This window comes from Paraburkholderia caballeronis (assembly GCF_900104845.1).
Taxonomy (GTDB): Bacteria; Pseudomonadota; Gammaproteobacteria; order Burkholderiales; family Burkholderiaceae; genus Paraburkholderia; species Paraburkholderia caballeronis.
This window is the reverse complement of record NZ_FNSR01000001.1, coordinates 839,578-861,281: the sequence shown is the minus strand read 5'-3', so window position 1 is coordinate 861,281 and position 21,704 is coordinate 839,578. Positions and strand designations below refer to the sequence as shown.

Genomic DNA, 21,704 nt, shown 5'->3' with positions numbered 1-21,704 from the left:
TGCCCGCGGCGGCGCTGTATACATATAGAGGCGCCGCACGCCCAGGGTGCGGCGCGGCCGGCCACGTCAGCGCGCGTCGCAGAATGCGATCACGTCGTCGACGTAGTCGGCGAATTCGCTGATGCCATGGTCGCTGCCTTCGATCAGCCGCGTGCGCACGCCCGGATAACGCGCGAGCATTTCGCGGTAGTCGAGCACCTCGTCGCCGGTCGCGGCAAACAGATAATAGCGTTCGGGCTGCGTGACCGACGCGACGTTCAGCGCGCGCAGCTCGTCCAGATGACGCGGCTCGACGACGATGCTGCCGCCGCCGTGCCATAGCGGCTGCTCGCCGAGGTAGCCGCTCAGGTCGCGGTCCGGCACCACCGCCGGGTTCAGCAGCACCGCGCGCCAGTTGTGCCGCTCCGCGAGATACGTCGCGAAATAGCCGCCGAGCGAACTGCCGATCACCGTCACGCGCTCGCCCGGCTGCGCCGCGCGTTCGACTTCGCGTTCCGCGAGCGCGACCGCGTCGGCCGGCGACACCGGCAGCGTCGGGCAGCACCACTCGCGTTCGCGGCCGAGTTCGACGAGGCGCGCCGCGAGCAGCCGCGCCTTGAACGACTGCGGCGACGACCGGAAGCCGTGCAGGTAGAGAATCACGTGCCGCTCCGCGCCGCCGCGACGCCGCGCGCGGACAACGCGTCGAGCAGCTTCTGGTGGATGCCGCCGAACCCGCCGTTGCTCATCACGAGCACCTGGTCGCCCGGCTGCGCGGCGGCGGCGACCGCCTTCACCAGCGCGTCGATCTCGTGGAACGCGTGCGCCTTCGCGCCGAGCGGCGCGAGCGCCGCCGCGAGGTCCCAGCCGAGCGCGTCGCGGCCGTGCAACGCGCCGTAGCCGAACACGAGGTCGGCATCCGCGAGGCTGGCCGGCAACTGCGCCTTCATCACGCCGAGCTTCATCGTGTTCGAGCGCGGCTCCAGCACCGCGAGAATCCGCGTGTTGTCGCGGCCGACGCGCGCGCGCAGCCCGGCGATCGTCGTGTCGATCGCGGTCGGATGGTGCGCGAAGTCGTCGTACACCGTCACGCCGTCGACGCTGCCGCGCACTTCCATCCGCCGCTTCACGTTGCGGAACGTCGCGAGCGACTGCGCGGCCTGCGCCGGCGGCACGCCGACGTGGCGCGCGGCGGCGATCGCCGCGAGCGCGTTCAGCCGGTTGTGCTCGCCCTGAATCTGCCAGTCCACGACGCCGACGCGTTCGCTGTCGTGATAGACCGCGAACCGTTCGTCCACCGGCACGCCGCTTTCGGCGGGCAGCGCCAGCCAGCCGCCGTCGACGCCGAAGCGCTCGACCTCGCTCCAGCAGCCGCGCGCGAGCACGCGTTCGAGCGCATCCGAGCGGCCGTTCGTGACGATCCGGCCGACGCCGGCAATCGTGCGCACAAGGTGATGGAACTGCGTTTCGATCGCGGCGAGATCGGGGAAGATGTCCGCGTGATCGAATTCGAGGTTGTTCAGGATCGCGGTGCGCGGCCGGTAATGGACGAACTTCGACCGCTTGTCGAAGAACGCGGTGTCGTACTCGTCCGCCTCGATCACGAAGAAGCTCGAATCGGTCAGCCGCGCGGACACGCCGAAGTTCAGCGGCACGCCGCCGATCAGGAAACCGGGGTTCAGCCCCGCGTCCTCCAGCAGCCACGTGAGCATCGACGTGGTGGTCGTCTTGCCATGCGTGCCGGCGACCGCGAGCACCCACTTGTCCGCGAGCACGTGCTCGCCGAGCCATTGCGGACCGGACACGTACGGCAGACCGCGGTCGAGGATCGCCTCCATCAGCGGGTTGCCGCGCGTGACGACGTTGCCGATCACGAACAGATCCGGCTTCAGGTCCAGCTGGCTCGCGTCGTAGCCTTCGATCAGCCGGATCCCCTGCGCTTCGAGCTGCGTGCTCATCGGCGGGTACACGCCGGCGTCGCAGCCGGTCACCGTGTGGCCCGCGCTGCGCGCGAGCACGGCGAGACCGCCCATGAACGTGCCGCAGATGCCGAGGATATGGATGTGCATAAGCCTGTCGCGCCGCGCGGGCGTCGTGAATCCGGGTTGGGAAGGGAAATGCAGGACGGCGGCCGTTCGCCGCCTGAGCAAAGACCGTCATTGTACCCGACGCTCCCGCGGTTTTCGGGCCGCCGCCCCGGCGCCGCCAGGGGCGCGGGCGGTTCTCTAGTATGATTGCCGGATGGTTCGCAGATCACATTTCGATCCGCAGCGCGTGCGCGAGGAAATCGCCATCGCGGCCGCGCGGATGATTGCCGAGGATGGGCTCGATTACTCGACAGCCAAGCGCAAGGCTGCGCGACAGGTCGTCGGGGAGGCCCGCGTCGAAGGCGCCTGGTTGCCGGACAACGACCAGATCGAGGAGGAAATCCGCGAATATCAGGCCCTGTTTCAGGGCGAAAGCCAGCCGGCGGTGCTGCGGCGGCTGCGCGAGATCGCGCTCGACTGGATGCGGCGGCTCGAAGCGTTCAGTCCGTATCTGACCGGCGCGGTGCTGAACGGCACGGCCGGCGAGCATTCGGACATCCATTTGCAGAGCTTTTGCGACAACCCGAAGGAAGTGGCGATCTATCTGCTGAACGCGAACGTGCAGTACGACGTGTCCGAGACGCGCCACTTCGCGGCGCGCGGCTACGTCGAGACACTGAGCTTCCTGTGGAGAGCGTCGCGCGACGACGAGCCGGTCGGCATCCACGTCGCGCTGTACGATACCGACGATCTGCGCGGCGCGGTCCGCGCGGACGGGCGGGGCCGGGTGTCGCGCGCGAACCTGCAGGCGTTGCAGGCGCTGCTCGACGAGAACGGCGCGACCTCCTCCCCCAACTGACCCACGAAGAACACAAGCAGCGATGAACAGACAGCGGATTCTCGCCGCCGCCACGGTGGCGGCGGTCGCGGCCGGCGCCAGCGCGCTCGCCGGACTTCTCCCGACCGGCCTGTCCGGCACGGCGCACGCCGCGTCGGCGGCCGTGCAGCCGGACGCGGTCGGCCAGTTGTGGACGGCGGCCGTCACGAACGCGGACGGCAAGCCGCAGTCGCTCGCGCCGTACAAGGGCCGGCCGATCGTCGTGAATTTCTGGGCGTCGTGGTGCGGCCCGTGCGTGCAGGAGATGCCGGAACTTTCCGCGCTCCAGCGCGAGTACGCGAAAAAGGGCATCCAGTTCGTCGGCCTCGGCGTCGATTCGGCCGCGAACGTGAAAGCGTTCCTGCAAAAGGTGAAGGTCGATTACCCGGTGTACATCGCCGGCTTCGGCGGCGCGGACATCGCGCGCGCGTTCGGCAACAACGCGGGCGGCCTGCCGTTCACCGTCGTGATCGACGCCAAAGGCGCCGTTCGCTCGACAAAATTAGGGCAAGTCAAGCCGGACGAGCTGCGCCACACGCTCGATGCGCTGTGACCGCAGTGGAACATTTGACCTGAGCTTGCACGCCGAACGGCAGTTTTTGCCATGGTTTTATGCGCTTTTGACTGGAGATCGCGAAAGCGCACCCCCGCACCCGACGGCGAAAGCGGCCCAACCCACCGGGAAAACTAGACAAATTTCTCTAATCGGCGCTAAAGTTCGCGCATTTCCACGGAAAACCTGTCGACCATGACGCGACTGCTGGTTCTGCACGGCCCCAACCTCAACCTTCTCGGCACCCGGGAACCGGAGGTCTATGGGCGCGTGACGCTGCCGCAGATCGATCAGGCGCTGGCCGACCGGGCCGTGGACGCGGGCGTCGAACTGGCGACCTTCCAGAGCAACCACGAAGGCGCGCTGGTCGATCGCATCCAGGCGGCGCGCGACGAAAAGACCGACTTCATCCTGATCAATCCGGCCGCGTACACGCACACGAGCGTCGCGATCCGGGACGCGCTGGCCGGAGTCGGCATTCCGTTCGTCGAGATTCACCTGTCGAACGTGCATCGCCGCGAGCCATTCCGGCACCACTCGTACCTTTCCGACCAGGCCGAAGGCGTGATCTGCGGCCTCGGCTGGAAGGGTTATCTGTACGCGCTGGAATACGCGCTCGACCGGCTCGCCGCATCCGGCGCCCGGGGCTGACGCGCGCCGGATGACGATCCGCGACTGACAGACAACACCAATCCCGTGCCGGCGCAACGCGTCCGCCGGCACTTCACGCATTGAAAGGGGCTGCACAATGGATCTACGTAAGCTGAAGACTCTGATCGATCTCGTCTCGGAGTCGGGCATCTCGGAACTCGAAGTCACCGAGGGCGAAGGCAAGGTGCGCATCGTGAAGAACGCGCCGCCGGTTTACGTGCAGTCGCCCGCCGCGCAATACGCGGCGCCGGCCAGCGCGCCGCCCGCGTTCGGCGGTGCGCCGGAAGCCGCCGCACCGGCCGCGCCGGCGCCGGCCGCTCCGCAGGGCCACGTGGTGACGTCGCCGATGGTCGGCACGTTCTACCGCTCGCCGTCGCCGGGCGCGGACCCGTTCGCGCAGGTCGGCGACACGGTGAAGGAAGGCCAGACGCTGTGCATCATCGAAGCGATGAAGCTGTTGAACGAGATCGAATCGGACTTCGCCGGCGTCATCAAGGAAATCCTCGTCGAGAACGGCCAGGCAGTCGAATACGGCCAGCCGCTCTTCGTGATCGCCTGATCCGGCTGCGCGAGCCGGCGCGGCGGCACTCCGGTGCCGCGCGCGGCGCACCCCGCCGCGACACGCCCGACGCGCACCCGACCCCGATCCCTGTGGCCCCTGCGGCAGCCGCCCACGGCGCCCACTGATGAGTCGAATACCCGCTATGTTTGAAAAAATCCTCATCGCCAACCGTGGCGAAATCGCGCTCCGCATCCAGCGCGCGTGCCGCGAGCTAGGCGTCAAGACGGTCGTCGTCTATTCGGAAGCCGACAAGGAAGCGAAGTACGTGAAGCTCGCCGACGAAGCCGTCTGCATCGGACCGGCGCCGTCGAACCTTTCGTACCTGAACATGCCCGCGCTGATCAGCGCGGCGGAAGTCACCGACGCCGAGGCGATCCACCCCGGCTACGGCTTCCTGTCCGAGAACGCGGACTTCGCCGAGCGCGTCGAGCAGTCGGGCTTCGTGTTCATCGGCCCGCGCCCGGAAACGATCCGGATGATGGGCGACAAGGTCACCGCGAAGCAGACGATGATCAAGACCGGCGTGCCGTGCGTGCCCGGTTCCGAAGGCGCGCTGCCCGACGACCCGAAGGAGATCGTGAAGATCGCGCGCGCGATCGGCTATCCGGTCATCATCAAGGCGGCCGGCGGCGGCGGCGGACGCGGGATGCGCGTCGTGCACACCGAGGCGGCGCTCGTGAACGCGGTGAACATGACCCGCGAGGAAGCCGGCCGTGCGTTCGGCAACCCGCAGGTGTACATGGAAAAGTATCTGGAGAACCCGCGCCACATCGAAATCCAGATCCTCGCGGACTCGTTCAAGAACGCCGTGTGGCTCGGCGAGCGCGACTGCTCGATGCAGCGCCGCCACCAGAAGGTGATCGAGGAAGCGCCGGCGCCGGGCATCGCGCGCCGCCTGCTCGACCGCATCGGCGACCGCTGCGCGGACGCGTGCAAGAAGATGGGCTACCTCGGCGCGGGCACGTTCGAATTCCTGTACGAGAACGGCGAGTTCTACTTCATCGAGATGAACACGCGCGTGCAGGTCGAACACCCGGTCACCGAACTGATCACCGGCATCGACATCGTGCAGGAGCAGATCCGCATCGCGGCCGGCGAGAAGCTCGCGTTCCGCCAGCGCGACATCCAGCTGAAGGGCCATGCGATCGAATGCCGGATCAACGCGGAAGACCCGTTCAAGTTCACGCCGTCGCCGGGCCGGCTGACGTCGTGGCACATGCCGGGCGGCCCCGGCGTGCGCGTCGACTCGCACGCGTACAACGGCTACTTCGTGCCGCCGAACTATGATTCGATGATCGGCAAGCTGATCACCTACGGCGCGACGCGCGACCAGGCGATCCGCCGGATGCGGATCGCGCTGTCGGAGATGGTCGTCGAAGGGATCCTGACGAACATCCCGCTGCACCGCGAGCTGATGCTCGACGCGAAGTTCGTCGAAGGCGGCACCAGCATCCACTACCTCGAAAACCGCCTCGCGGCGCGCCAGAAGGTCACCGAAGAAGCGTAATTCATGAGCTATCGCGAACTGATCGTCGAACTTACGCGCGAGCGCGCGGAAGCACTGTCCGATGCGCTGCTCGAACTCGGCGCGCTGTCGGTGTCCGTCGAGGACGCCGACGCGGACACGCCCGACGAACAGCCCCTCTTCGGCGAACCGGGCCTCACGCCCGGGCGCACCGCATGGCAGCACTCGCGCGTGATCGCGCTGATCGGCGCCGACCAGGACCCGGCGGTGCTGCTCGCGGCGGCCGCGAACGAACTGGGCCTCGCCGGCACGCCGGTCTTCGCGCTGCGCGAAGTCGAGGAACAGGACTGGGTGCGGCTCACGCAGTCGCAGTTCGATCCGATCCAGATCGGCCAGCGCATCTGGGTCGTGCCGTCGTGGCACGACGCGCCCGATCCGGACGCGCTCGTGCTCGAACTCGATCCGGGCCTCGCGTTCGGCACCGGCAGCCATCCGACCACGCGGCTCTGCATGGAATGGCTCGAACAGAACGTGCAGCCGGGCCAGTCGGTGCTCGACTACGGCTGCGGGTCGGGCATCCTCGCGATCCTCGCGAAGAAGTGCGGCGCGAATCCGGTCATCGGCATCGACATCGATCCGCAGGCGGTCGAGTCCGCGCGGCACAACAGCGAGCGCAACCGCGCCGACGTCGCGTACGGGCTGCCGGACGACTGCCCGGAAGGCACGTTCGACATCGTCGTCGCGAACATCCTGTCGAATCCGCTGAAGCTGATGGCGTCGATGCTCAGCTCGCGCGTGAAGCCGGGCGGACGCCTCGCGCTGTCCGGCATCCTCGCGCGCCAGGCCGAAGACGTCGCACGCGCGTACGAGCGCTGGATCGACATCGCAGTGTGGAAGGAGCACGAAGGCTGGGTGTGCCTCGCCGGCACGCGGCGCGACCAGCCGTAGATTGCCAGTAGAATGGCGGGTATCGCCAACCTCACGGATCTGTCCATATCCGCGCCCACATGCTCCTTGCGACGCGCTGTCCCTTCTGCGAAACCGTCTTCCGGATCCAGCCGCAGCAGCTTGCGGCCCGTCATGGTCTCGTGCGTTGCGGACACTGCCAGGAAGCGTTCGATGCGTCGGGAAGCCTGTTCGACGTGCCGGCCGGCGGCGACTTCTCGCAGGCGTCGCCGGTGGCCGCCGGAGTGGCCGCGAGCCTGACGTCGGCGGCCGCAGCCGCGACGGAGCCGTCGCCTCCCCCATCCGCATCGCCTGCCGTCACGCCTCCTGTTGCGGCGGGCGCGCCGAATTTCTCGAATCCGTCGTGGAACGCATGGGCGCCGCACGGCGATAGACCCGCCGATACGTCGCCTCGCTACAGCGGCGATCACCTGCCGCAACCGTCGATCGCACCCGGCGTCACGCCGCAGGTATCGGCCGGGCCGGCCGAGCCCCAGCTTTCCGCCGAAGCCGCAGAACTGCCGCCGACGACGCGCTGGTCGCGCGTCGAGCCGGAACCGGCCGAGCCCACCCTTTCGTCGAACGAAATACCCGCGCCGGAGCCCGACGCGGCCGAACCGCATCTGTCGCCCGCAGCGGCCGCGGGCGGCGGCGCCGGCTCGACGTTCGCCGACCTGCCGCCGTCCGACGGCGAAGCGCCGTTCGCGATGACCCGCGAAGCGCCCGCGCGCAAGCCGCGCCGCACCGGCTGGCGTATCGTCGGCGCGCTCGTCGCGCTGCTGCTGCTCGCGCTCCTCGCCGCGCAGGCCGCATGGTGGCTGCGCGAAACGGTGATGGTCTACTGGCCGGCGTCGCAGCCGCTGTACGAACAGGCCTGCGCGAAGATCGGCTGCCGCGTGCTGCCGCCGCGCGACATCGACGGGCTCCAGGTCGAGCCGTCCGACCTGCGCCAGGTCGACGACCCGCATCACCTCGAACTGAAGATGCCGCTGCGCAATCACTTCAACGTCGCGCTCGCGTATCCGGCGATCGAGCTGACGCTGCTCGACCGTCAGAACAACGTGGTCGTGCGGCGCGTGCTGTGGCCGCAGGACTACGTGCCGCCCGGCACCCGGATCGACGCCGGGCTGCCCGCGCGCTCGACGCAGACGATGATCGTCCGGCTCGACACCGGCAACGTCGTCGCGTCGAACTTCCGCATCGAGGTTTTCTACCCGTAAGCAGGCGCGTCGCGCCTGCCCGCGTTCGCAGCGTCCGGCGTCGCCGGACGCGATTTTCACAACGACATGCATTTCCGGAGAGCACATCATGAGTCAAGTCACGCTGGGCGGTAACCCGATCGACGTCGCGGGCGCCTTCCCGTCCGTCGGCCAGAAGGCGCCCGAATTTTCGCTGGTCGGCAAGGATCTGAAGCCGGTCTCGCTCGCCGACTTCGCCGGCAAGCGCAAGGTGCTCAACATCGTGCCGAGCCTCGACACGCCGGTCTGCGCAACGTCCACGCGCAAGTTCAACGAAGCCGCCGGCAAGCTCGACAACACGGTCGTGATCGTCGTGTCCGGCGACCTGCCGTTCGCCGCGTCGCGCTTCTGCACGACCGAAGGCATCGACAACGTCGTCACCGCATCGACGTTCCGCGGCCACGACTTCGCGAACGCCTACGGCGTCGACGTGACGAGCGGCCCGCTCGCCGGCCTGACCGCGCGCGCCGTGGTCGTGATCGACGCGAACGACAACGTCGTCCACGCCGAGCGCGTGAGCGAAATCAAGAACGAACCGAACTACGACGCGGCGCTCGCCGCGCTGAAGTAACGTCGAACGCCGGGGGCCGCGCACATCCGCCTCGTGCGGCGCGCGGCGCTCGCTGCCTGGTGCCCGCGCTGCGCGCGGGCCGGCTTCCCTTTCACGCCCTACAGGAATTCCAGCCTTGGCTACGCTGATCTGCGGCTCGCTCGCCTACGACAACATCATGACCTTCGAAGGCCGCTTTCGGGAACACATCCTGCCCGAGCAGGTGCACATCCTGAACGTGAGCTTCCTCGTGCCGACGATGCGCCGCGAGTTCGGCGGCTGCGCGGGCAACATCGCGTACTCGCTGCATCTGCTCGGCGGCGACGCACGCATCATGGCGACCCTCGGCGCCGCCGACGCGCAGCCGTACCTCGACCGCCTCGACGGGCTCGGCCTGTCGAAAGAACACGTGCGCGTGCTGCCGGACACGTGGTCCGCGCAGGCAATGATCACGACCGACCTGGAGAACAACCAGATCACCGCGTTCCATCCGGGCGCGATGATGCAGTCGCATCTGAACCGCGCGGACGAAGCGGCCGGCATCAAGCTCGGCATCGTCGCGCCGGACGGCTTCGACGGAATGGTTCAGCACGTCGAGCAGTTCGCGAAGGCCGGCGTGCCGTTCATCTTCGATCCGGGCCAGGGGCTGCCGCTGTTCGACGGCCCGTCGCTGCGGCAAGCGATTGAACTTGCCACCTACGTCGCTGTCAACGATTACGAAGCAAGCCTTGTCAGCCATCGCACCGGCTGGTCGCTCGAAGAAGTCGCAAGCCGCGTCGACGCGCTGATCGTCACGCGCGGCGAGCACGGTTCCCAGATTTATCACGGCAACGGCATCGAGGAGATTCCTCCGGTGGCCGCTGAACGCGTGCTCGATCCGACCGGCTGCGGCGATGCGTTCCGCGGCGGACTGCTGTACGGCATCGAGAACGGCTACGACTGGGGCACCGCGGGACGTCTCGCGAACCTGATGGGTGCGCTGAAGATCGAGCATCAAGGCCCGCAGAACTATGCGCCGACGCGCGCGCAGATCAACGAACGGTTCAGGCAGGCATTCGGTTACGACCTGCCGGCCTGAACGGGGCGCTCCACGGGGAGCCCAACAGGAGCAATTGGGAGCATCGCAAATGAAAACAACGAGTCGTCTGATGGTGGCGGTAATGGTCGCGGGTTCGCTCGCGGCCACGGGGTGCGCGTACAACAGCAGCTCTGCTGACGTGTACACCGCGTCGCAGGCGCAGCGTGAAGCGACGGTCCGCATGGGCGTCGTCGAGAGCGTGCGCGCCGTGCGGATCAGCTCGAACGACGGTCAGCCGAGCGGCCTCGGCGCAGTCGGCGGCGGCGCGCTCGGCGCGGTCGCGGGCAGCGCGATCGGCGGCGGACGCGGTTCGATCGTGACCGGCATCATCGGCGGCATCGCGGGCGCGGTCGCGGGCAACACCGTCGAGAACGCGACCGCGATGCGCGACGGCGTCGAAGTCACCGTGCGCCTCGACAATGGCGACCTCCGCGCGATCACGCAAAGCGCGACCGGCGAGATCTTCCGCGCCGGCGACCGCGTGCGTCTGCTGTCGAGCGGCGGCGTCACGCGCGTCACGCACTGATTCGTCCAGGCTTCCCCTGTACCGCACCGGCGCTTGCGCTGGCTGCGGAACCCAAGGCGCGTGCGCGTTCAGTGCATGCGCCTTTTTTCGTTGCGGCCACGCGCGTGCCGAACAGAGGACGAAAAAAATCCCGCTGCCGGTAAGTCCGGCAACGGGATGGATGAATCTCGCGAAGCGCGCATGGCGCGCTTCGCTTAGTGCAGCGTATTACGGACGGCTGCCGGTCGGAAACGGCCATGCTGCGGCCGGGTTCAACGCGGTCTTCACCGTTGCTGCCGGTGCGGCCGGTTGTGCGGCAGCAGGGGCAGCAGGCGCGGCAGGGGCAGCCTTCTTTGCAGCCTTCTTCGCCGCAGCCTTCTTCGCAGGCGCAGCCTTCTTCGCCGCGGTCTTCTTGGCGGCAACCTTCTTCGCTGCTGCCTTCTTCGCCGGCGCTGCCTTCTTTGCAGCAACCTTCTTCGCGGCAACCTTCTTCGCTGCGACCTTCTTCACCGCGACTTTCTTCGCAGCAACCTTCTTCGCTGCGGCCTTCTTCGCCGGCGCTGCCTTCTTCGCGGCAACCTTCTTCACCGCGACCTTCTTCGCTGCGACCTTCTTGGCGGCAACCTTCTTCGTTGCGACCTTCTTCGCAGCAACCTTCTTTGCCGCGACCTTCTTCACGGCGACCTTCTTCACTGCAACCTTCTTCGCAGCGGCCTTCTTCGCCGGTGCTGCCTTCTTCGCGGCGACCTTCTTCACAGCGGCTTTTTTCGCCGCCGGCTTCTTCTTGGCAGTTGCCATCGTTTTCTCCTTCAGGTTCAGATGAGAGTCAGTTCAAACTACACCCTTCGTCAAAACCCGCTTCCCGCGGACGCTTCTCACGGCGCGCGCTGCGAAGCGGGCTATTCATCGGCGTACGCAGATGCTTCGCGCTTACGCTAATGAATACGGTAAGGCGCGCCGTGCCGTCGGGCACCGCGCGCCAAGTCCATCCAGCATCGGGCTCCGACGCTGGCCAACGTTTGATGAGGGCGCTGGCCGTCAAGCCAGCGCCCTTTTCCGGGGGGAAGTTTGCCCATCCCACTGAAGGGTTCGCAAAGTGCCTGTCGTATAGGTGGGCCGCAACGGCACCGGGCACGCTTTGCATCAGGCGTTCCTGCTCCTAATCATCTTGCCGGCGCTGGCGCGTTGCGCCGCCGGCATCCCCAAAAGACTCGCAGTGCGTCCGGGTCATTCCCAGGACAGCGCACCGCCCGTCTGATATTCGATCACGCGCGTCTCGAAGAAGTTACGCTCCTTCTTCAAGTCGATCATCTCGCTCATCCACGGGAACGGGTTCTCTTCGTTCGGGAACAGCGGATCGAGGCCGATCTGCTGGCAACGACGATTGCAGATGAAGCGCAGATAGCTCTTGAACATGCCGGCGTTCAGGCCGAGCACGCCGCGCGGCATCGTGTCCTCCGCGTAGCGGTATTCGAGATCGACCGCGTGCTTGAACAGTTCGCGGATCTCCGCACGGAACTCCGGCGTCCACAGGTGCGGGTTTTCGAGCTTGATCTGGTTGATCAGGTCGATGCCGAAGTTGCAGTGCATCGACTCGTCGCGCAGGATGTACTGGTACTGCTCCGCCGCACCGGTCATCTTGTTCTGACGGCCGAGCGCCAGAATCTGCGTGAACCCGACGTAGAAGAACAGGCCTTCCATCACGCACGCGAACACGATCAGCGACTTCAGCAGCTTCTGGTCGTTCTCGACCGTGCCGGTCGTGAACGACGGGTCGGTCAGCGTGTGGATGAACGGAATCAGGAATTCGTCTTTCGCGCGGATCGACTCGACTTCGTGATACGCGTTGAAGATTTCGCCTTCGTCGAGGCCGAGCGATTCGACGATGTACTGGTAGGCGTGCGTGTGGATCGCTTCCTCGAACGCCTGGCGCAGCAGGAACTGGCGGCATTCGGGCGCGGTGATGTGCCGGTAGGTGCCGAGCACGATGTTGTTCGCGGCGAGCGAGTCGGCGGTGACGAAGAAGCCGAGGTTGCGCTTGACGATGCGGCGCTCGTCTTCGGTCAGACCGTTCGGGTCCTTCCACAGCGCGATGTCGCGGGACATGTTGATTTCCTGCGGCATCCAGTGATTCGCACAGCCGGACAGGTACTTCTCCCACGCCCACTTGTACTTGAACGGAACCAGCTGGTTCACGTCGGTCTTGCCGTTGATGATGCGCTTGTCGGCGACGTTCACCCGGGCTTCCGACGATACCTCCGGAGCCGGGGGCGGTGCGACCGCGAAGTCGTTCGCGAAGATGTTTTCCGCGGAGGAGATCTGAGGAGCGGCGCGCAGTCCAAACTGCTGCGTGCCGACAGTCGGGACAGTCGGGCCAGCGGAGTTGCGCAACGCGTTTTGTTGCGCACCGCTCGACGGAGTTACGGCCGTGATCTCGTCATCCCAGTTGAGCATACATGTCACCATCAATTTAGAACGGTTTGTACCATCTTTTCGTGAGCGTTAAAAGGGCTCGCACACGAAAATTCCTGTTTTTCGATTCGCGTTGAGACCTGCATACAACACTTTGTCGTCGCACTACGTCGCTCGCATCGAATGAGCGATGCGAATGCGTCGTTGCCGAAGGTCATCACGTGATCGAGAGAGCGTTCGCAAGCGTGAGTCCGCGGTGTGCATCGACGCTCTCGTGCGACGCATCCGGTACAGCCTGCATGGCGGACTTCTTCGCCGCCTGGTTGCCGCTTCATCGCGACTGGATGAAGCTGCGTGAGCCGGGACGTACCGGCAAAGACTCCAGGGATTCCTGACGCCTTCGCCGACGACTTCTCCGCGAGTCGCGGCACGCTGTGCCGCACGCCTTCGGTAAGCGCCGCTGCGTGTCGCATGCGGCGTGGTGTTCGATGCGGACGACTATGCCGTCGTCCGCTTTCGCATCACGCGCCGCGCATGAACCGCACGGCGACGTGTCGCGCACTATCGCGCGCTTACTGGCACGCCTCGCACTCGTCGAAGCCCGGGTCGCCAGGACGCATCATGCAGACGGGACCGTCCGCTTCCGGCGCCGCCGGTGCAGCAGCAACCGCCGCCGCTGCGGCCGGCGCCGACTGCAGTGCGCCCGAACCGCCGTTCGCACCTGCGGCACCGCCTGCACCCGCTGCGCCGAAGCCCGCGCCGCCGCCGAACGAACCGCCGTTGCCGCCTTCGCCGCCGTTCGTCGGCACCGCGTTCAGCGCGCCGTGCGCGACGGTGGACTTCTCGACGTGCGTCGCCGCCATCGTGCGCAGATAGTAGGTCGTCTTCAGGCCGCGCACCCAGGCGAGCTTGTACACCTCGTCGAGCTTCTTGCCCGACGCGCCGCCCATGTAGATGTTCAGCGACTGCGCCTGATCGATCCACTTCTGGCGACGCGACGCCGCCTCGACGAGCCACGTCGGATCGACTTCGAACGCGGTCGCGTAGATCGCGCGCAGGTCGGCCGGGATGCGGTCGATGCGCGACAGCATGCCGTCGAAGTACTTCAGGTCGGCGACCATCACCTCGTCCCACAGGCCGCGCGCCTTCAGGTCGCGCACCAGGTAGTCGTTGACCACCGTGAACTCGCCCGACAGGTTCGACTTCACGTAGAGGTTCTGGAACGTCGGCTCGATGCACGCGGACACGCCGATGATGTTCGAGATCGTCGCGGTCGGCGCGATCGCGACGCAGTTCGAGTTGCGCATCCCGTGCGTCGCGATGCGCGAGCGCAGCGTCGCCCAGTCCATCGTCTCGGACGTGTCGACCTCGACGTAACCGCCGCGCGCTTGCGCGAGCAGCTTCAGCGTGTCCTGCGGAAGCACGCCGCGATCCCACAGCGAACCGCGATAGCTCGAATAACGGCCGCGCTCTTCGGCCAGCTCGGTCGATGCGTAATACGCGTAGTAGCAGACCGCCTCCATCGAGCGGTCCGCGAACTCGACCGCCTCCTGCGACGCGTACGGCGTGCGCAGCACGTGCAGGCAGTCCTGGAAGCCCATGATGCCCATGCCGACCGGACGGTGCTTCAGGTTCGAGTTACGCGCCTTCGGCACCGCGTAGTAATTGATGTCGATCACGTTGTCGAGCATCCGCATCGCAACGCTGATCGTGCGCTTCAGCTTGTCGTGGTCGAGCGCGTACGTGCCGTCGGCCTGCTTCGCGAGGTGCGCGACGAGGTTCACCGAGCCGAGGTTGCAGACCGCGATTTCGGTGTCGCTCGTGTTCAGCGTGATTTCCGTGCACAGGTTCGACGAGTGGACGACGCCGACGTGCTGCTGCGGCGAGCGGATGTTGCACGGGTCCTTGAACGTGATCCACGGATGGCCGGTCTCGAACAGCATCCCGAGCATCTTGCGCCACAGTTGCGCGGCCGGGATCTTCTTGAACAGCTTCAGTTCGCCGCGCGCGGCCTTGTCCTCGTAAGCCGTGTAAGCCGCCTCGAAGTCGGCGCCGAACTTGTCGTGCAGATCCGGGCAGGTGGACGGCGAGAACAGCGTCCAGTCGCCGCCTTCCATCACGCGCTTCATGAACAGGTCGGGAATCCAGTTCGCGGTGTTCATGTCGTGCGTGCGGCGACGGTCGTCGCCGGTGTTCTTGCGCAGCTCCAGGAACTCCTCGATGTCGAGGTGCCACGTTTCCAGGTACGCGCAGACCGCGCCCTTGCGCTTGCCGCCCTGGTTCACCGCGACCGCGGTGTCGTTGACGACCTTCAGGAACGGCACGACGCCCTGCGACTTGCCGTTCGTTCCCTTGATGTGCGAGCCGAGCGCGCGCACGCGGGTCCAGTCGTTGCCGAGGCCGCCGGCGAACTTCGACAGCAGCGCGTTTTCCTTCAGCGCCTCGTAGATGCCGTCGAGGTCGTCCGCGACCGTCGTCAGGTAGCACGACGACAGCTGCGAGCGGCGCGTGCCCGAGTTGAACAGCGTCGGCGTCGACGACATGAAGTCGAAGCTCGACAGCACGTTGTAAAACTCGATCGCGCGCGTCTCGCGGTCGATCTCGTTCAGCGCGAGGCCCATCGCGACGCGCATGTAGAACGCCTGCGGCATCTCGATGCGCGTGCCGCCGACGTGCAGGAAATAACGGTCGTACAACGTTTGCAGGCCGAGGTAGCCGAATTGCAGGTCGCGGCTTGCGTCCAGCGCCTCGCCGAGGCGCTTCAGGTCGTACTGCAGCAGCTTGTCGTCGAGCAGCTCGGCGTTCACGCCGCGCTTGATGAAGAGCGGGAAGTATTCGGCGTAGCGCGTGGCCATGTCGGCCTGCGTGACTTCCTCTTCGAGGATCTCGCGGCGGATCGTGTGCAGCAGCAGGCGCGCGGTGACCTGGCTGTACGCCGGGTCCTTCTCGATCATCGTGCGCGCGGCGAGGATCGCCGAGTCGTACACCTGCGTCATCGGCACGCCGTCGTACAGGTTCTTCACCGTCTCGGCGACGATCGGCTCGGGGTTCACCGCATCGCCGAGGTCGTCGCACGCGGACACGATCAGTTCGCGCAGCGCGGCGAGGTCGAGCGGACGCGAAATGCCGTTGTCGATCACGTTCAGGCCGGGCGCGGCCGGCGCGTCCGCTTCCTGCGCGAGGCCGCGCTCCTGGTTGCGCTTCTCGCGATACAGCACGTACGCACGCGCGACGTTGTGCTCGCCGCCGCGCATCAGCGCGAGTTCGACCTGGTCCTGGATGTCCTCGATATGGAACGTGCCGCCAGCCGGGCGGCTGCGGACCAGCGCGCGCACGACGCTCTGCGTGAGCTGCTCGACGAGTTCGCGCACGCGCGCCGACGCCGCGCCCTGCCCGCCGTTGACAGCCAGAAACGCCTTCGTCACGGCGATCGCGATCTTCGACGGCTCGAACGACACCACGCTGCCGTTGCGGCGAATCACCTTGTAGTCGGCGAACGTGGCCTGGGCGAACGTCGCCTGGCCGCGTTGAGGCTCGCCGCCCGGCACGTGGCCGGCGGAGGCGCCTTCATAGCGGGTCGTGACGTTATCGGTCGTTTGCATGTGCAAAGCTCCTGGTCCTGGAAAGGTGCGAACGGAAATTTCGCGGATTAATACGGATGCCGCGCCCCCGAGTGCGCGGACGGTCGGGCGGAGAAGAACAGCCAGCCTGGCGAGGCTGCCGGATGCGGCAAGGCAGACGCTACGGACGAAACACCGGTTTTCATCGTGGATGCCGCGATCATTGGCTGTGCCCTTCTTCTCGACTGCAGCGGCGCGCCGGCTCTACCGGCCGGCGGCACCGCACAAGATTTTCTCTATGCCGGTAATGCGCGCGGCGCCGTGCTCAAAGAGTGGGCGCCGCCGTAAACCACAACATATGGTGCAAAGCTCGTTTTCGGGTACCAAGTATAGTGGAGATTGAGGCCGGGTCAAATTGAATTATTTGCTGCCGGAGCCTTGACTTTTCCAGACCCCCACGCGGACAGGGGACACGCCGCAAAGCAAGCGTGCATGCGCCTTTCGGCGATGGCGCGCTCGCGTCAGGGTGCCGCGCGCTGCGCGTCGCGCGGATGCCGATACGGGAAATACGAGTCCGCGAGTTGGGCGTCGCGCTGCAGCCGCGCCCAGTCGAAGTGCGGACCGGGATCGGTCTTGCGGCCCGGCGCGATGTCCGAATGACCGGCGAGTCCGTCGACCGGATAACGCGCGACGAGCGCCTGCACGAGCGCCGCGAGCGTCCGGTATTGCGCCGCTTCGAATGCGGTCGTGTCGCTGCCTTCCAGTTCGATGCCGATCGAGAAGTCGTTGCAGCGCTCGCGACCGAAGAAGTTCGACAGGCCCGCGTGCCACGCGCGCTCGTCGCACGACACGTACTGTTCGAGCACGCCGTCACGGCGGATCACGAAGTGCGACGACACGCGCACGCCGCGCAGGTTCGCGTCGTAGAACGGATGCGCGTCGCAGTCGAGACGATCGAGAAACAGGTCGGTGATGCCGGGGCCGCCGAACGTGTCCGGCGGCAGGCTGATGTTGTGGACGACGATCAACGAAGGCACCGCGCCCGCGGGCCGCGCCTCGAAATTCGGCGACGGCAGGCGATGCGCGGCCGGCACCCAGCCGTGCGCATCGACCGCGAACGGCGCAGCGGACGGACCGCTCATCGCGCGGCGCGATCCTGGCCGGCCGAGCGCGCCGTGTACTTGCGCGCGTGCTCGTTGCAGCAGAACGACTGGCCGACGGCCGTCACCGATTCGCTTCGCGGCGCGTGCACGCCGCACTCCGCGCAGCGGACCATCGGCTCGGACAACGACGCCGGCCGCGCGGTGCGTGGCCGCGCGCCGCCGTTGCGGCGCGCCTCCCCCGCGCTGCGCGGGGGAGCCGCCGGCTGCGGCGGCGCATCGGGCCGCTCCTGCGCCTGGGCGCGCCGCAGCGCCTTCACGAACCACTGACCGACGACGAACAGCAGGATCAGGAGAAGTATCTGTCTCATCGATTGACCGCGCTCAGACAACGGGACGGTGCAGCAGCACCTCGAAAACGAACCGGCTGCCGACGTAAGCGAGCAGCAGCGCCGCGAACGACGCGAGCACCCAGCGCAGCGCCGCGCGCCCGCGCCAGCCGGACAGCTTGCGCGCGGTCAGCAGCGCGCCGAACATCAGCCACGACAGGATCGCGAACACGGTCTTGTGATCGAGGCTCAACGCGCGATCGATCAGTTGCTCGCTGAACACGATGCCCGACGCGAGCGTCGCGGTGAGCAGCACGAAGCCGGCGCTGATCAGCCGGAACAGCAGCTTTTCCATCGTCAGCAGCGGCGGCAGCGTTTCGATCCAGCTCGACAGCCAGCCGTCGCGCGCGCTCGACGCGCGTTGCAGCCCCGCGCCGCGCAGCGCGTGCAGCCGGCGCTCGACCGCTAGCATCAGCACCGCGTGCAGCGCGGCGATCGCGAACAGCCCGTATGCGACGTTCGCGATCACGAAATGAAGCTTGAACATCGGCGCGGCCGCGTAGGGCAGCACTCGCACGCCGCCGAACACGAGCGGCAGCAGCGACGCGACCGCAGCGAGCGGCAGCAGGAGCAGGCGCAGCCCGTCGAGCGGGAAGAAAAAACTTTCGATCCAGTAGATGCCCGCGCCGAGCCAGAACATCGCCGACAGCGCGTACGCGAAGCCGAACACCATCTCGCTCTGCGGGAAGATCGTCATGTGCAGCAGCACGCCGTGCGCGACGAGCGCGACGCCGAGCAGCGTGCGCGCGACGGCGCCGAGGCCGGGCGCGCGCGCGGCCGGCGCGCCGCCGACGGGCAGCGGCACCGGCGTCGCGCCGCCGAGAACCGGCTGCGCGCCCGGGTGCCGCACGGCCCGCCAGTCGGCTGCGCACAATCCGCCGTACAGAAGCGCGGTGAGGGCATACAGTACAATATCCATGTTCGAAGTTTACTATAGGCCCCCTTCCCGCGACGGACCGCTCTTGCTCCTTCGCGCGGCACCCGGGCCGCACTGCACCGCATTCCCAATCGGCTCCCCCATGCTCGACACTCTCACCCAACGGATGGCGCGCGTCGTCAAGACGCTGCGCGGCGAAGCCCGGCTGACCGAGGCCAACACGCAGGAAATGCTTCGGGAGGTGCGCCTCGCGCTGCTCGAAGCCGACGTCGCGCTGCCGGTCGTGCGCGAATTCATCGCGAAGGTGAAGGAAAAGGCGCTCGGCGAGGAAGTGATCAGCAGCCTGTCGCCGGGCCAGGCGCTCGTCGGCGTCGTGCAGCGCGAACTGACCGCGGTGATCGGCGGCGACTACGAAGGCAAGGCCGCCGAACTGAATCTCGCGGTCACGCCGCCGGCGGTCATCCTGATGGCCGGCCTGCAAGGCGCGGGTAAAACGACGACCGTCGGCAAGCTCGCGAAGCTGCTGCGCGAGAAGTACAAGAAGAAGGTGCTCACCGTCTCGTGCGACGTCTATCGCCCGGCCGCGATCGCGCAGCTGAAGACGGTCACCGAGCAGGTCGGCGCGGACTTCTTCCCGTCGCAGCCGGACCAGAAGCCGGTCGACATCGCGAACGCGGCGGTGGACTGGGCGAAACGCCACTATCACGACGTGCTGATCGTCGATACGGCCGGCCGCCTCGGCATCGACGAAGCGATGATGCAGGAGATCTCCGCGCTGCACGCTCTGCTCCAGCCCGCCGAGACGCTGTTCGTCGTCGATGCGATGCTGGGCCAGGACGCGGTCAACACCGCGAAGGCGTTCAACGACGCGTTGCCGCTCACCGGCGTCGTGCTGACGAAGCTCGACGGCGATTCGCGCGGCGGCGCCGCGCTGTCCGTGCGTCACATCACCGGCAAGCCGATCAAGTTCGTCGGCGTCGCCGAAAAGCTCGACGGCCTCGAAGTGTTCCACCCGGACCGGATGGCGAACCGGATCCTCGGGATGGGCGACATCCTGGCGCTCGTCGAAGAGGCGCAGCGCGGCGTCGACGTGCAGGCCGCGCAGAAGCTCGCCGACAAGGTGAAGAAAGGCGGCGACTTCGACCTGAACGACTTCCGCGCGCAGCTCTCGCAGATGAAGAACATGGGCGGCCTGTCGTCGCTGATGGACAAGCTGCCCGCGCAGTTCCAGCAGGCGGCGGCCGGCGCGGACATGGGCCAGGCCGAGAAGCAGATGCGCCGGATGGAAGGCATCATCAACTCGATGACGCCGGCCGAGCGCGCGAAGCCGGAACTCATCAAGGCCACGCGCAAGCGCCGCATCGCGGCGGGCGCCGGCGTGCAGGTGCAGGAGGTGAACCGGATGCTGAATCAGTACGACCAGATGCGCACGATGATGAAGAAGCTGAAGGGCGGCAACCTGCAGAAGATGATGCGCGGCATGAAGGGCATGCTGCCCGGCATGCGCTGATTTTTTCCGCCGGCCGCACGGCATGCCGCGCGGCCGCTTTTTGTCATTCGACGCGCGCCGGCCCGCCCGGGTTTATGCTGTGTAGCGCGCGCCGTCGATTCTTCCCACACTGTTTACATATAGACCACGCCCGCGAGACGTCATGAACCGCGAAGAAGCCCTGCATATTTTCCGCCACTCCGAAGAGATCGTTTCGGAGGGCGAGGTCAACGCGTCGATCGGCCGGATGGCCGCGGAGATCCGCCAGCAGATCAGCGAGGACTTCCCGCTCGTGCTGTCGGTGATGGGCGGCGCGGCGGTGTTCACCGGCATGCTGCTGCCGCACCTCGATTTCCCGCTCGAATTCGACTACATCCACCTGACGCGCTACCGCAACGCGATCAAGGGCAGCGCCGAGATGCAATGGCGCGTCGCGCCGGCCGAGTCGGTGAAGGACCGCGTCGTGCTCGTGCTCGACGACATCCTCGACGAAGGCGAAACGATGGCCGCGATCCGCGACCGCATCCTCGCGATGGGCGCGAAGCGCTTCATGTCGGCGGTGCTGTGCGAGAAGCTGATTTCGAAGACGAAACCGTTGCACCCGGACTTCTGCGGCTTCAAGGTGCCGGACCGCTACGTGTTCGGCTGCGGAATGGACGCGAAGGGCTACTGGCGCAACCTGCCGACGATCCGCGCGCTGACCGAAGGCGCGTAACCCGCCGGGTTCCTGCCCGGTTCGCGTTTCGCGCGCGCACAAAAAAGCGGCCTCAGTTCAAAACTGGGCCGCTTTTTTCATTTCATCGCCGGATCGACTTCGGCGTGTGCGCCCGCTTCACAACTGATGCACGAACGCGCCGATCCCCGCGAGGATCATCTCGACCGAGATCGCGACCAGCACGAGTCCCATCAACCGCTCGAACGCGGTCACGACGCGCTCGCCGAGCAGCGCCTGAATCCGCTCCGCGAGCACCAGCACGATCGCGCAAAGCACCATCGTGACCGTCAGCGCGGCGACCCATTCGAGCGTCTTGCCGGGCGCCTGCGACGTCAGCAGCATCACCGTCGCGAGCGCGGACGGGCCGGCGAGCGCCGGAATCGCGAGCGGCACGATCAACGGCTCGCCGCCCTTGTCGCCGCTGCCGAACAGACCGCCCGGATGCGGGAAGATCATCCGCAGCGCGATCAGGAACAGCACGATCCCGCCGCCGATCCGCAGCGACGTGTCGGTGAGCCCCATCATCCGCAGGAAGCGGTTGCCCGCGACCATGAACACCAGCAGGATCACGAACGCGATCGCCACTTCGCGCAGAATCACGACCGCGCGGCGCTGCTTCGCAACGCCGCGCAGGCAACTGATGAAGAGCGGGATGTTGCCGAGCGGATCGGTAATCAGGATCAGCAGGATCGTCGCGGACAGGAAGCTGTACTCCACCGCGCGGCTCCCGTG

23 protein-coding genes are annotated in these 21,704 nt (G+C 66.9%); 13 read left to right on the top strand and 10 right to left on the bottom strand.

Going from position 1 to position 21,704, the window contains the following annotated elements; translation table 11 throughout:
* Positions 1-66: 66 nt before the first annotated feature.
* Together BLV92_RS03810 and mpl are read right to left on the bottom strand one after the other, a co-directional pair.
* Complete coding sequence (locus BLV92_RS03810) at positions 67-642, bottom strand: YqiA/YcfP family alpha/beta fold hydrolase (RefSeq protein ID WP_090542387.1); 576 nt, start codon at positions 640-642, stop codon at positions 67-69.
* The gene (gene mpl / locus BLV92_RS03805) at positions 639-2,048 is read right to left on the bottom strand and encodes a UDP-N-acetylmuramate:L-alanyl-gamma-D-glutamyl-meso-diaminopimelate ligase (RefSeq protein ID WP_090542385.1); all 1,410 of its coding nucleotides are present in this window, start codon (positions 2,046-2,048) and stop codon (positions 639-641) included. Before mpl ends, BLV92_RS03810 begins: the two co-directional genes overlap by 4 nt.
* Before the next feature lie 172 nt (positions 2,049-2,220).
* Here mpl and BLV92_RS03800 point away from each other — a divergent pair, with 172 nt between their 5' ends.
* The 10 genes from BLV92_RS03800 (at position 2,221) to BLV92_RS03755 (ending at position 10,451) form a co-directional block, all read left to right on the top strand.
* Positions 2,221-2,865, top strand: coding sequence for a UDP-N-acetylmuramate--alanine ligase (locus tag BLV92_RS03800; protein ID WP_090542382.1), 645 nt, complete (start codon positions 2,221-2,223; stop codon positions 2,863-2,865).
* A gap of 22 nt (positions 2,866-2,887) precedes the next feature.
* Positions 2,888-3,436, top strand: coding sequence for a TlpA family protein disulfide reductase (locus BLV92_RS03795; RefSeq protein WP_090542380.1), 549 nt, complete (start codon positions 2,888-2,890; stop codon positions 3,434-3,436).
* Positions 3,437-3,631: 195 nt separating this feature from the next.
* Complete coding sequence (aroQ, locus tag BLV92_RS03790) at positions 3,632-4,087, top strand: type II 3-dehydroquinate dehydratase (protein WP_090542378.1); 456 nt, start codon at positions 3,632-3,634, stop codon at positions 4,085-4,087.
* 97 nt (positions 4,088-4,184) lie between these two features.
* Complete coding sequence (gene accB, locus BLV92_RS03785; protein ID WP_090542376.1) at positions 4,185-4,646, top strand: acetyl-CoA carboxylase biotin carboxyl carrier protein; 462 nt, start codon at positions 4,185-4,187, stop codon at positions 4,644-4,646.
* 145 nt (positions 4,647-4,791) lie between these two features.
* On the top strand, positions 4,792-6,156 hold the full coding sequence (accC, locus tag BLV92_RS03780) for an acetyl-CoA carboxylase biotin carboxylase subunit (RefSeq protein ID WP_090542374.1): 1,365 nt from the start codon (positions 4,792-4,794) through the stop codon (positions 6,154-6,156).
* A 3-nt stretch (positions 6,157-6,159) separates the two neighbouring features.
* On the top strand, positions 6,160-7,062 hold the full coding sequence (prmA, locus tag BLV92_RS03775; protein ID WP_090542372.1) for a 50S ribosomal protein L11 methyltransferase: 903 nt from the start codon (positions 6,160-6,162) through the stop codon (positions 7,060-7,062).
* A 59-nt stretch (positions 7,063-7,121) separates the two neighbouring features.
* The gene (locus BLV92_RS03770) at positions 7,122-8,279 is read left to right on the top strand and encodes a zinc-ribbon and DUF3426 domain-containing protein (RefSeq protein WP_090542370.1); all 1,158 of its coding nucleotides are present in this window, start codon (positions 7,122-7,124) and stop codon (positions 8,277-8,279) included.
* An 88-nt stretch (positions 8,280-8,367) separates the two neighbouring features.
* Positions 8,368-8,868: a thiol peroxidase gene (tpx, locus tag BLV92_RS03765; protein WP_090542367.1), complete on the top strand. Its 501-nt coding sequence runs from the start codon at positions 8,368-8,370 to the stop codon at positions 8,866-8,868.
* Positions 8,869-8,983: 115 nt separating this feature from the next.
* Positions 8,984-9,925 carry a carbohydrate kinase family protein gene (locus BLV92_RS03760; RefSeq protein ID WP_090542365.1) on the top strand — a complete coding sequence of 314 codons (942 nt, stop codon included), beginning with the start codon at positions 8,984-8,986 and terminating at the stop codon, positions 9,923-9,925.
* A gap of 49 nt (positions 9,926-9,974) precedes the next feature.
* On the top strand, positions 9,975-10,451 hold the full coding sequence (locus BLV92_RS03755) for an outer membrane lipoprotein (RefSeq protein ID WP_090542363.1): 477 nt from the start codon (positions 9,975-9,977) through the stop codon (positions 10,449-10,451).
* Positions 10,452-10,658: 207 nt separating this feature from the next.
* On the opposite strand, the gene BLV92_RS03750 is transcribed toward BLV92_RS03755, so the two are convergent.
* The 4 genes from BLV92_RS03750 to BLV92_RS03735 form a co-directional block, all read right to left on the bottom strand.
* Positions 10,659-11,228, bottom strand: coding sequence for a histone H1-like DNA-binding protein (locus BLV92_RS03750; protein ID WP_090542361.1), 570 nt, complete (start codon positions 11,226-11,228; stop codon positions 10,659-10,661).
* A gap of 28 nt (positions 11,229-11,256) precedes the next feature.
* Positions 11,257-11,574 (bottom strand): hypothetical protein, encoded by a 318-nt coding sequence (locus tag BLV92_RS32490; protein WP_090542359.1) that lies wholly within the window; start codon positions 11,572-11,574, stop codon positions 11,257-11,259.
* 83 nt (positions 11,575-11,657) lie between these two features.
* Positions 11,658-12,884: a ribonucleotide-diphosphate reductase subunit beta gene (locus tag BLV92_RS03740; RefSeq protein WP_090542357.1), complete on the bottom strand. Its 1,227-nt coding sequence runs from the start codon at positions 12,882-12,884 to the stop codon at positions 11,658-11,660.
* Between the two features lie 530 nt (positions 12,885-13,414).
* Positions 13,415-16,444, bottom strand: coding sequence for a ribonucleoside-diphosphate reductase subunit alpha (locus BLV92_RS03735; protein ID WP_090542355.1), 3,030 nt, complete (start codon positions 16,442-16,444; stop codon positions 13,415-13,417).
* Positions 16,445-16,609: 165 nt separating this feature from the next.
* On the opposite strand from BLV92_RS03735, the gene BLV92_RS31975 reads away from it, so the two are divergent.
* Positions 16,610-16,750 carry a hypothetical protein gene (locus tag BLV92_RS31975; protein WP_166676667.1) on the top strand — a complete coding sequence of 47 codons (141 nt, stop codon included), beginning with the start codon at positions 16,610-16,612 and terminating at the stop codon, positions 16,748-16,750.
* 173 nt (positions 16,751-16,923) lie between these two features.
* Here the strand turns inward: BLV92_RS31975 and ampD are convergent, their stop codons facing one another.
* Genes ampD through BLV92_RS03720 form a run of 3 tightly spaced genes read right to left on the bottom strand, consistent with a single transcriptional unit; the run spans position 16,924 to position 18,810 of the window.
* The gene (gene ampD, locus BLV92_RS03730; protein ID WP_090542353.1) at positions 16,924-17,544 is read right to left on the bottom strand and encodes a 1,6-anhydro-N-acetylmuramyl-L-alanine amidase AmpD; all 621 of its coding nucleotides are present in this window, start codon (positions 17,542-17,544) and stop codon (positions 16,924-16,926) included.
* On the bottom strand, positions 17,541-17,873 hold the full coding sequence (locus BLV92_RS03725; RefSeq protein ID WP_090542351.1) for a PP0621 family protein: 333 nt from the start codon (positions 17,871-17,873) through the stop codon (positions 17,541-17,543). Before BLV92_RS03725 ends, ampD begins: the two co-directional genes overlap by 4 nt.
* A 13-nt stretch (positions 17,874-17,886) precedes the next feature.
* Positions 17,887-18,810: a cytochrome C assembly family protein gene (locus BLV92_RS03720; protein ID WP_090542349.1), complete on the bottom strand. Its 924-nt coding sequence runs from the start codon at positions 18,808-18,810 to the stop codon at positions 17,887-17,889.
* A gap of 100 nt (positions 18,811-18,910) precedes the next feature.
* Between BLV92_RS03720 and ffh the strand changes: the two genes are divergently transcribed.
* Both ffh and BLV92_RS03710 read left to right on the top strand, forming a co-directional pair.
* Complete coding sequence (gene ffh, locus BLV92_RS03715) at positions 18,911-20,278, top strand: signal recognition particle protein (protein ID WP_090542347.1); 1,368 nt, start codon at positions 18,911-18,913, stop codon at positions 20,276-20,278.
* A 142-nt stretch (positions 20,279-20,420) separates the two neighbouring features.
* On the top strand, positions 20,421-20,972 hold the full coding sequence (locus BLV92_RS03710; protein ID WP_090542345.1) for a hypoxanthine-guanine phosphoribosyltransferase: 552 nt from the start codon (positions 20,421-20,423) through the stop codon (positions 20,970-20,972).
* A gap of 117 nt (positions 20,973-21,089) precedes the next feature.
* Here the strand turns inward: BLV92_RS03710 and BLV92_RS03705 are convergent, their stop codons facing one another.
* Positions 21,090-21,689, bottom strand: a complete 600-nt coding sequence (locus BLV92_RS03705; protein WP_090542343.1) for a MarC family protein — start codon at positions 21,687-21,689, stop codon at positions 21,090-21,092.
* Positions 21,690-21,704 lie beyond the last annotated feature (15 nt).